5 protein-coding genes and 2 pseudogenes are annotated in these 11,234 nt (G+C 29.9%); 4 read left to right on the top strand and 3 right to left on the bottom strand.

Annotated elements, in window-relative coordinates; genetic code table 11:
- Both RVS70_RS16730 and RVS70_RS16725 read left to right on the top strand, forming a co-directional pair.
- Window positions 1–313, top strand: a pseudogene (locus tag RVS70_RS16730) (hypothetical protein); the annotation flags it as partial.
- A pseudogene (locus RVS70_RS16725) lies at window positions 258–689 on the top strand (ATP-binding protein); the annotation flags it as partial. The pseudogenes RVS70_RS16730 and RVS70_RS16725, both read left to right, overlap by 56 nt.
- 396 nt (window positions 690–1,085) lie before the next feature.
- Here the strand turns inward: RVS70_RS16725 and RVS70_RS16720 are convergent.
- From RVS70_RS16720 to RVS70_RS16710, 3 genes are all read right to left on the bottom strand, one after another.
- The gene (locus RVS70_RS16720; RefSeq protein ID WP_321134118.1) at window positions 1,086–4,673 is read right to left on the bottom strand and encodes an N-acetylglucosaminidase; all 3,588 of its coding nucleotides are present in this window, start codon (window positions 4,671–4,673) and stop codon (window positions 1,086–1,088) included.
- A 144-nt stretch (window positions 4,674–4,817) separates the two neighbouring features.
- Entirely contained in the window at window positions 4,818–6,044 is a 1,227-nt protein-coding gene (locus tag RVS70_RS16715; RefSeq protein ID WP_121603909.1) for a glycosyltransferase family 4 protein, read from the bottom strand.
- A gap of 11 nt (window positions 6,045–6,055) precedes the next feature.
- Window positions 6,056–8,860 carry a CDP-glycerol glycerophosphotransferase family protein gene (locus tag RVS70_RS16710; protein WP_205389080.1) on the bottom strand — a complete coding sequence of 935 codons (2,805 nt, stop codon included), beginning with the start codon at window positions 8,858–8,860 and terminating at the stop codon, window positions 6,056–6,058.
- A gap of 594 nt (window positions 8,861–9,454) precedes the next feature.
- Between RVS70_RS16710 and tagD the strand changes: the two genes are divergently transcribed.
- Window positions 9,455–9,853 carry a glycerol-3-phosphate cytidylyltransferase gene (gene tagD, locus RVS70_RS16705; RefSeq protein WP_121603912.1) on the top strand — a complete coding sequence of 133 codons (399 nt, stop codon included), beginning with the start codon at window positions 9,455–9,457 and terminating at the stop codon, window positions 9,851–9,853.
- Entirely contained in the window at window positions 9,846–11,027 is a 1,182-nt protein-coding gene (locus RVS70_RS16700) for a CDP-glycerol glycerophosphotransferase family protein (protein ID WP_121603913.1), read from the top strand. The genes tagD and RVS70_RS16700 overlap by 8 nt, the downstream gene beginning before the upstream one ends.
- The last annotated feature ends 207 nt before the right edge of the window (window positions 11,028–11,234 follow it).

Raw genomic sequence — 11,234 nt, 5'->3', positions numbered from 1 at the left:
GTATTCTCTTCCACTAGGAACATTCCATAAATATGATACCGTCGGTATCAAGGAAACGGAAGACAAACAACTATTCATCTATATTACCGATACAGGAGAATTGATTGCAAAACACACTATTCCTGAAAGAAAAGGCCAATTAGTGAAGGATAGAAGCCATTCGCGCGATCGGACAAAAGGCATCGATTCATTTATGGATACGGTTGCGAAAGGGTTTGAAGAGGTAGATTCCGCATACGACTATCTCAATATCATCCGGCAAAACCCACCTATCGATTGGGCTGGGCATGGAGGCTCTCAACCAAGGATATAAAGTGATTTTTACTACGATGGGTGATCTCATTCATGTATTAAAGACTGAAGAAATCACAAGGAAATCGAAAACGAGAATGAAGAGAATACGAGAAGCAGATCTAGTTATCATTGACGATTTAATGTTTATGGCAATGGACAAACAGGAAGCCAATATGTTTTTTCATTTGATCAATGATCTGTACAATCAAACATCGATTATATTAACGTCCAATAAAGGTCCTAAAGAATGGGGTGAATTATTAGGAGATCAGGCAATTACAACCGCGATTCTAGATCGTATATTGCATCGAGTGGAAATTATTCATTTAAATGAAGACAGTTGGCGAATGAAGCATCGAAAAACCATATTTGGGCAGCAAAGTGTTTCAAATTAATAAGCAGAAATTGTGTCATTTTACTTGACGGTCACAATCGTCTAATCCATCATTTCACTATCTTTAATATTAAAGCTGACTCTTATCATCTGATGGAAAAGAAAAAGGCTGGCAACAAGCCAGACAAAATTTCCGATAATAGGGAATTTGATTCCGTTGAAGGGAATTCTAAACCATTGTTGACAATTGGTGCAGAGCTCCCATATGATATTTTTTTCTCTAAGGAACGAAATGAAAGGTTTCCGTCTATATATACTCAGTGACAACCTTCACTTTAAATTCTTCACTATATTTAGCCACAAAAACACCCCCAGAAATTAGATCTTTCACTCTAACTTCTGGGGTCGGTACCGACTCGCTCGTCGGCTAAAGGTGTTTCATTTATTACCTTAAACACTATCTATAGGATGGTATATCTAAATGTAAAGAATAAGAACCAATTTGTTGATATAAATTATACATAGTTGTAATTTGCTTTGAAGCCCAACCAATATCCGTAGCATATTGATGTGTTGCTGATCCTGTATTATCCATAGCAAGAGGATTCCATCTCATTTTATATAAAGTATTTTGTCCGGAGGAAATATAATCTCGTCCAATAAATTTAGCGCCTCCTACAATGGCCTTATATGGAGTAGTCCACCCTTCTTCATAAGCCTTTTTAGCCCCACAATCAACCGGGCAACTGTCATATGCCCCGATTCCATACATATTATAGACCGTTTTCCCATTATACTTAACACCACTGGCAAGAGTAGAGGTACCATTACCCGTTTCTAAAATAGCATGAGATACTAGATAGACATCATTAATACTATTTATTATGCTTGCATCAATAAATGCCTGCCCTTGTCCGGCTAGTGTTCCTTTTCCCGATAAGAAATCATTTAGTACAGAAGCAGATATATCACTGGACCTTGATAGGTCTAAGAATTGAAATTTTTGAACATCATCATTAATAAAGTTATTCGGATCTAAATAATATCTAACATCTTCCTCCTTAGCGTTAACCCAATATAATCTATACCAGTCTCCAACTTTTTTTCTTATAGAAACTTTCTCCCCATAATTTAAAGTATCAACTATTGAATAATTAGTACCCGGACCACCTCTTACATTTAAAGTACTTGCGGTAACATAATAGTAATTACCTTTATTATTGTATTGTATATAATCACCATGTACATAATGCACATATTTATCTGTTTTTGGGGTAGCCTTCATTTGTATAGAGACAGCTTCGCTTAGTGTTAAATCATAATAAGAATAGTTTGCAGTATTTTTTTCTAAATGAGATTCATGTACCCAAACCGTCTCCCCTTGTAATTGCCCTTTATACCAAAGTTGACCTCCCACCTTATTTGTTAAAGTTACTTCTAGTATTTCGCCTTTCAAATTAATCATATCTTTTAAATCAAATACTATATTTTTACTTCCACCCCATGGTTTATTGTAAGCTATTCCTTTACCCTTTAAAGTTAATTTTTTCTTATTACTATCTACGCTTTGGTGACTGTATGACGTTAATTCATCCTGTTTGACCCATCCAATGGTTCCACTAGTACTACTTGGTAAATTACTAATTAAGTAATAAATTTCACCATTTATTTCACTTTGACGTTTAATGTAATATACACTATTTAAATACTTCTCTCCTGAATTAATAGCTGATGACTCGTCACCAAGCCTCTTATAAATCTTAGAAGAATCGCTCTTTAATTTCCCTAATTTACTTGTGCTGGTTCCAGTGGTACCAGTTACATGACTTGAGTGAATCCATACTGTTTTTCCATTAACTATTCCCCGATACCATATATTGTTGCCAACCTTTTGAGTCAAATTAACCTGAATACTATAGCCTTCCATAGCATTAATTTCAGTATTATTATAAATAATGTTTTCTTTTCCACCCCATGGACGATCATAGGCTAGACCTGTTCCTTTTAAATATAAATTCTTTGAATTATTATCAATTCCTTCATGAGTATATGAATTAACATCTTCTTTTTTTACCCAACCAATGGTTCCTTCTGTACTACTAGGTTTATTACTTAACAAATAGTAGATTTTGTTGTCTATTTGGCTTTTTCTTTTTATATAAAAAACCTTGTTGGTGTACGTACTTCCAGCATTGATTGTTGTTGTTTCATCACCTAACCCCTTATAGATCTTAGCGGTTTCACTTTTAATTTTCCCTAACCTACTTGTTGCACTACCAGTTATATTCATTAAATGGCTTGAATGAATCCATATACTATTACCTTTTAGATTGGCTCTATACCATATATTATCTCCTACTTTATTAGTCAAGTTAACAATTAGTCCATAGCCTTGCATATTTTTAAGAGCTTCAGAATCATAGATTACATTCTGACTGCCTCCCCATGGTTTGTTATAAGCAACACCTTTTCCGCTTAAGTAGAATATTTTAGAAATGTTATCTACATTTACATGGGTGTACGAAAGCATACTATCCTCTTTTACCCAACCAATTGTTCCTTTATGGCTACTTGGATAATTACTTATATTATAATATAGAATGCCATTTAAATTAATTTGCTGTTTAATATAAAAAACTTTATTTATATTTTCTGACCCTGCAGAACTAGCTGTTAACTCGTTACCTGGTGAAGAATAAATTTTCTCTTTATTACTCTTAATCTTCCCTAATTTACTTGTAGATTGAGGCGATTTTACATGATCCGAATGAATCCATACTGTTTTCCCTTCTAGTATCCCTCGATACCATAGGTTATTACCTACTTTTTGAGTCAAGTTAACTTGAAATATCATTCCTTGTCTCTTTTTTAAATCGTTTATATTATAAACTATGTTTTCTTTTCCACCCCACGGCCTATTATAGGCTATGCCTTTTCCCTTTAAATATAAAGTTTTTTCTTTGCTGTCTAATCCTTCATGAGTATAAGAGAGCAAATCATTTTTTCTAACCCATCCTATAGTTCCTGTAGAGTTGCTGGGTTGGTTACTAATTAAATAATATAGCTGACCGTTCAAATTAATAGATTCTTTTATGTAATACACCTTATTTATAAGTTCATTCCCAGCATAGTTATAATCTAGTTCATTACCCGGGGCAGAATAAACTTTTGCATCCACATCTTTAAATTTCCCTAATCTACTTATTTCACTAGATCTTGTTAGATGATTCGAATGAATCCATACTGTTTTTCCATTTAGTAACCCCTTATACCAAGTATTATTACCTACATTATTTGTTAAATTAACTTCGAATTTGTAACCATTTAGTTTATCTAGTTGAGAAGAATTATATACTACATCCTTACTTCCCCCCCAAGGTTTATTATATGCAACCCCTCTCCCATTTAAGTAAAACACCTTTTTTTTAGAATCGACGCTTGTATGAGTATAAGTGGAAAGTTGATCTTTCCTTACCCACCCAATTACTCCATGAGTACTACTTGGTTGATTACTAATTAAATAATATACATCTTTATCAATATTCATTTGTTTTTTTATATAAAAGACTGTGTTCGTATAAGTATCGCCAGCTTTAAAATAATCTTCAGTTCCCTTTTCAGGATTATTATAGATTTTGGTATTAGACTTAATTATCTTGCCAAGTAGGCTTATATTTTTAGTATTTGTTATTTTAGTATCAAAATTATTAGTATCACTAATACTCTTGTTTTCGAGTTCACTAATAACATTATTTTCTTTAGGAACATTAATGCTATCATTATTCTCCACATCAGTATTATCATCACTAATAGAATCTTTAGCTTTTTGAGTTGTAGAACTATGTTCTTTATCCATCTCTAATTTAACTTCAGATTCCTCTTGCTCTAATTTAGGGTTAATAGATTCACCTTCATCATTAACTTGATTTACTGATGTGTCCCCCTCATTTTTTTCAAGATCATTATTTTCTACTGCTTCATCAGCTACTACACTATAAGGGTATAATAGGAATAATAATAATAACAAATTAATAATTTTCTTCATCTCAATCACCCTTTCAAAATTTGGATACTACTAAATTAAACTTTTATAATTAACAGAATTAAATTAATATGGTACTTAAGTGAAATTTAAAATAGATTTCACTTTTGTAGGTTTAAATTCATCCATTTCACATAAAATTTTTCTTTAATTACTACTGTTAGACGATAATGTTTTACTATCGATTTTATGGTTTTGTTCATTTATATTAATAAAAATACTTTTAAAAAACTCATCCCATTGTGCTCCTATAGATTCAATAGAAAACCTCTTTACACTCTCTATAGCATGCAATCCCATTTTTCCTCTTAATTCATTATCTTCTACTAATAGATTAATTGAGTTTGCCAATCCTAAGACATTTTCATTATCTACAAGAATCCCATCAACCTCATTTGTAATTATTTCTGAGGGACCATGCGGACAGTCAAAACTAACAACAGGAACACCACTTTGCATTGACTCTACGATAACCAAACCAAATCCTTCAATTCGTGAACTAACTGCAAAAATAGAAGAGTTTAATAATTCTTTGTTCAAATTCTTAGTCGGCCCCATTAAAAACACATGATTATATAAATGTCTATCTTGTATAAGCTTCATTAATTCATTCTTTTCTTTACCAGTACCATAAATTTTCAACTTCCAATCGGGATTTTTTTTAACAACATATGAAAAAGCTTCAATTAATAAATCATAGCCTTTAATGTAATCAAGTCTTCCCGCTGCTATAACGGTTTTCTCTTTTAATGAAGATTTATATACTTCTTGATTAGCAGAAACTGAATTAGTTATTTTTAAAATTTGTAGATTACTATTTCTATTAAATATCTTTTGATAATGTTCATTATCTTTATCCGTAAGGGTTATAAGATAATCTAATTTTGGATAATATTTTTTAATAGATTTTTTTAAACCTTCTGGGTGCCCTTCGAAGTTAATATGTTCTTGTCCAACTAATTTTATCTTCTTTCTACCAAACTTCGATATAAATAAGTTAAAACAGGGTCTTGTTGATACTAAAACTCCTTCTTTAATCGACCTCAAATATAAAAATAATTTAATATCCGTTAATAATGAGAACTGCTTTATAGATTCTTCATCTTTATGAATAAGTTTACTTTTTCTTGACAATAAAAAGTTAGCAATTTTTGTGCGTATGTCTTGACGATTTCTGTCACGAGCGTATACATCGTGGAGTATTGTTATTTTCACTCTGGGATCCACATGAAAAAAGGGTGTATTTTGCCTTCTAAATAGACTTATAATTTCAATACTATAGTTCTTATTAGCTAAATAATTTGCGGTATTTAAAACAGTTCTTACTGTCCCACCCATTCCATACACATTTAAAATTAAAAAATATATCTTCAAAATAAACCCTCCTAAGATTTCAAGCTATAAAATACCTGATTAATAATTCTTTGTGATGCACAACCATCTTCCCAAGAACAAAATTTATTATAAAACTCTTCATATTTATCAAAGTAAAGCTCAGGTAATGATCTTGAAATCTCTATTGTATCTAATAAATCTTTTCCATTAGTCACAATAGGGCCAGGTGCATCTCTGTGTAAGTTAAAATAGAAACCTCTAAGAGCTGAGGAATATTGTTTTATATCATATGCAAAAAAGATAATTGGTTTTTTTGTATTAGCAAAATCAAACATAACTGAAGAATAATCAGTTATTAATAGGTCAGAAATTAAATATAATAATTTAATATCATCATAGTTAGAAACATTATATATAATATTTTCATATTCCCTAATTTGACATCTTATTGAATCTCTAGGGTGTAAACGAACTAATAGAACATATTCATTTCCAAAGCGTTCAACAAAGTCATTTAAATTAAATTTAAATTCATATGGTTCATTGAACAAACCATTATGAAAGTCATTATCCCTCCATGTTGGAGCATAAAGTATTATTTTCTTATTAGCTGGTATATTTAAATAACTTCTAATTTTATTCACCTGATCACTCTTAAAATCTTTATCTTGATACAAGATATCATTTCTCGGATATCCAACATTTAATATTTGATTTTTAAATAAGTATGCTCTTTGTAATATATTGCCTGTATATTTATTTGGGGACACCAAATAATCCCACCTTTTATTTCTTCTAATTAAATTTTCAGAAGTATTTTCTTTGTATGAAGGTGAACTTGGGTCTATATCGAAGCCCAACTTTTTTAAAGGTGTGCCGTGCCATGTTTGAATATGAACAGTATTTTTTCTTTTTTTGTAGAAGTCTGGAAAATTTCCGTTATTAACGAAATACTTTCCAATTGCTAGATAATAGTAATATCTTAATGTGTTTGGTTTCACTATTTTGGGGTTTCCTTGTATTTTTTGGTTTGTTTTATTCACGACCCATACGGGTTTGAAATCAATACTTTGTTTAAGCATTTCTTCATATAGACCTCTAGGATTACATGAGTAATTCATACCAGTTGTACTTTGAAAAATAACATATTTTGAATTAATGGGTACTACTTTATTCATGAAGTAATAGAATTTTAATTTAATAGAATTACTTAATCTTCTTAGTTCACTATTCTTAACAAATAAACCCTCTAAAGTACTTTCTATTTTCGATGGAAGTAAATTCAAATAGAATACGCTATTGCTTTGGCCAAATTTAATTTCACACTCACATAAATCAAAATTAATATTTTGATATATATTTTCTTTCTGACTGTTGTTTATTGCTGCCGATATTATATACTTGTATTCTAATAATGTTCTACCTGTCTTAATTAATTTTACTTTAACCGGTAATTTCATTTTATGACCATAAGGAAGCTTAAACCTTATATTCCCCTCGATAAGCTCAGGAATTTCATCATTTGGGGTCTGTATATTTAGTAAACCGTCTATTATTAGTTCATTCTTATTAAAAAGTATTCTCTGAAGTTTTTTATTAACAATATGATTTCTGACTAATATTGACACTTCTTCATATAATGTATAATAAACTTTAACCACTTTATTTTCATTTTGTAAATTAGGTGATATTATCTGTGGCATATTGACTATCGAACGTTTATCTTCAATTCCATTTAATCTAGTAACAAAACGTATCCATTCTTCACCGGAAATTAAATAAATATCCCAAACTCCATTAATTAATCTATTACTATGTATTAAATTTTTTACTTCCAATTTATATTCAAATTTATTATTGTATACTTCAATAGAATCTTCAATAATTTCATTTGAATCTCTCTTTTTTATCTTTATCCTATGCAACCCGTTTATTTTTATATCATATCTACTGTTTATATATCCTTTTAAACAAACATTATCTGTATTAATTAATATGTTTGTTATTTCAACTTGCATTTTTTGATTTACAAAAATTACCGATAAATGTTTTGATTTATTCGACTTTTTGAATAGGAGTTCGAATAAAGAAGAATTATTTATCATAAATAAATCTTTTAAATTCACTTTATCATTTATTGACAGTGGAATTTTTTTTGTTCCCACTTGTATATATAACTTAAACTCGCTATTCCCCATAGATTTAATATCATCAAACACAATATTCTGTTTGAATTCAACATAGTTTGAACTCTCTAAGATATCTAACTTAAATTTATAATCGCGCTCAGTTTCTTGATCTTCAAAAACTAAAAACCTCTCAGTTCCTATATCACTATCAAAAACTTTACCAGAAATTAACAACTGATTATTATCTACACTTGTTAATTCATGTACTTCTGCAAAAGCGTTATTATAAGTCGATCTTATCGACAGATTCCCTTTAATTGTATTAAAAAGTTGTAGGCTGACATTCTTATTTACTGGATAATATGGTACTTCTAATGATTCGGTTGCAATATCTTTTATTCTAATATATTCTTTACTTGTAATAGAATCAGAAAGCAAATATAGATCCCAGACTTCATTATAACTACCTTCAAAAATTCTTAATGGTAAAAGAAAAACGAAAGTTTCATAACCATTAAAGTATTTTTTTTCCTTTACTTCAAAAAAATGTTTTTCATTAGAATTTCTGTTCTTCACTAACACAAATTCTTCTTTTATCTTTTCACGCTCGTCATTTCCATAGTCAATTTTAGTATATAATTTAATATACTCTTGTCGATAAGAGATTTCATATATTAAGACTTCTTTTTTATTTGAATAATCCCAAATGTAATTAAGTAGTTTCATTTTAAGCTAATTACCTCCACAACATTGAATTTAATAATTATAATTCCACAAACACCAACCATAGTACTATCAAAACTCCCAAAACAGGATGATATTACTATTTCATATTATTTGGCAATATTCGACAATAATTACTTCTAAATAATAATAATAGCATAATTAATATCATTTTTGGAGGTATTAATAGAAGTATCCTTTTAAGAAAGAATTTATATTATTGTACTGAAAATCAAAAATTCTTTTGTTTTCAAATTACTATTAATTATTATTTATGTATCAGTTTGAATTATAAAAGTAATTCAAAAAGTGCTTTCAGATAACAACCCGGACAAATTAAATAGGTTTTATGACCTATACTATAAAATAAACTAGATTTTCAGATTCAATATATTGAATTATAAATAAATTTATTGGTAAGCTTTTATATAGTATCGACAATTATTTTTAATATTTTAGATTTATGTATTTATATTATTCTAGTTTAATTGTATAATATAGTATGCGTGAAATGTTAATCTTTTGTAATTTTATTATAAATTCAACGTAAATATTTTATGGTATTATAGTCCAAGAATCTATACGGAGGTATTTAACATGAAAAAAGTAATCACTTACGGGACTTTTGACCTACTTCATACTGGTCATATTAATATATTGAGACGTGCTAAGGAGTTTGGAGACTATTTAATTGTTGCTATTTCTGCTGATGAGTTTAATGCGTTGAAGGGGAAAAAAGCGTACTATTCATTCGAACAAAGGAAAGCAATTCTTGAAGCAATACGTTATGTAGACGAAGTTATTCCTGAGTATACGTGGGAACAAAAAGTAGAAGATGTACAAAAACACGATGTGGATGTTTTTGTAATGGGAGATGACTGGGAGGGTAAATTTGACTTTTTAAAAGATTATTGTGAAGTCGTTTACTTACCAAGAACCGTAGGAATCTCTACAACAAAAATTAAAGCAGATTTAAATAAGGCGAATAATGGTTAAAGAACTTGCTATTAGTGTATACTTGTTTATTTTTCGTATACTCTTTAACTTTTTTAAGCTCTTTCCTTTAAAAAAGAAGGTAGTTGGAGTCGCTACATTTGGTGATAATATTTATTATACAACGAATGCTATAAAGAAGCTTTCTAATGAAGAAATTATTATTTTAAAAGACTCGTCATGCAAGTATCGCTTTGATAGTCGACAAGCCCAAATAATTGTATTTGATATAAAGCATCCCATTTCTTATATTAAATCTATTTATCATCTTGCTACTGCTTCAACTATTTTAGTAGATACGTATTATGGATTTTTAGCTGCTACTAAATTTAGAGATAATGCTACTTGCATCCAACTTTGGCATGCTGGCGGTGCCATCAAGAATTTTGGGTTAATGGATCCAACAAATGAATTTAGGACAGCAAAAGCAAATGAACGTTTTGCTCAAGTATATCGTACCTTTGATTTTACCGTTGTTGGATCTAACATGATGGCAGAGACATTTAAAAAAAGTTTCGGTCTTACAGATGACCGCATATTGCGTACTGGAATACCACGTTCTGATATACTGTTCGATCATTCTATGAAGGATCATATCTACAGGAATATGACAGAAAAATATCCGATGATTAAAAACAAACAGATTATCTTGTATGCACCGACTTTTCGAAATAACCAGCTCTCTAATTATCAATTACACTTAGATATTCAAAAGCTGTATCAAGAACTTTCGAATGATTATGTTCTGTTTATTAAACCACATCCTGCTGTAACGTATGAGATCAGTGAAGCGTATAAAGATTTTGTATATGATGTGTCGGACTTCTATGATACGAATCATTTATTGCTAATTACTGACTTATTAATTACAGATTATTCATCTATCCCATTCGAATATGCATTACTAGAAAAGCCAATGATATTCTTTGCATATGATATGGAAGAATATAGCTATACTAGTGGCTTAATTGATGACTATGAACATAAAATGCCGGGCCCGGTTGTAGCATCAACAGATGCTATTATTCTCGCAATAAAGGAAAATAGATTTGATTATTTGCAGATTAAAGAATTCGCTGACCAATGGAACGAATACTCTAATGGTACAGCTAGCCTGAACCTTGCTAAATATTTAACTGGTACAGAAGAAAAGGAAAAAGAAAGAGCTATTATCTAACATTCCATTCGATATGAGTGGGATGTTTTTTCTATTTCTGTTACTTCACGTTGTATGAATAATACACTTCTTCCTCACTCATAGAATACCATACTCTCCCACTAACTACTGTTAAGATTCGGTAAATAATATTAATTATCTGTAAATTATACTGAAATTGCCTCTTAAATGTACTACTATTGGTGTTGTCATAAAAGTTAAGTAAAA

The organism is Virgibacillus sp. M23 (assembly GCF_034190895.1).
GTDB lineage: Bacteria > Bacillota > Bacilli > Bacillales > Amphibacillaceae > Virgibacillus > Virgibacillus salarius.
The sequence above is the reverse complement of the archived record's forward strand: the minus strand, read 5'-3'. Positions and strand labels throughout refer to the sequence as shown.

Excerpts from the sequence above, each read along its gene's own strand:
- RVS70_RS16720 (WP_321134118.1), bottom strand. The coding sequence starts at position 4,673 with ATGAAGAAAATTATTAATTTGTTATTATTATTATTCCTATTATACCCT.
- RVS70_RS16710 (WP_205389080.1), bottom strand. The coding sequence starts at position 8,860 with ATGAAACTACTTAATTACATTTGGGATTATTCAAATAAAAAAGAAGTC.
- tagD (WP_121603912.1), top strand. The coding sequence starts at position 9,455 with ATGAAAAAAGTAATCACTTACGGGACTTTTGACCTACTTCATACTGGT.
- RVS70_RS16700 (WP_121603913.1), top strand. The coding sequence starts at position 9,846 with ATGGTTAAAGAACTTGCTATTAGTGTATACTTGTTTATTTTTCGTATA.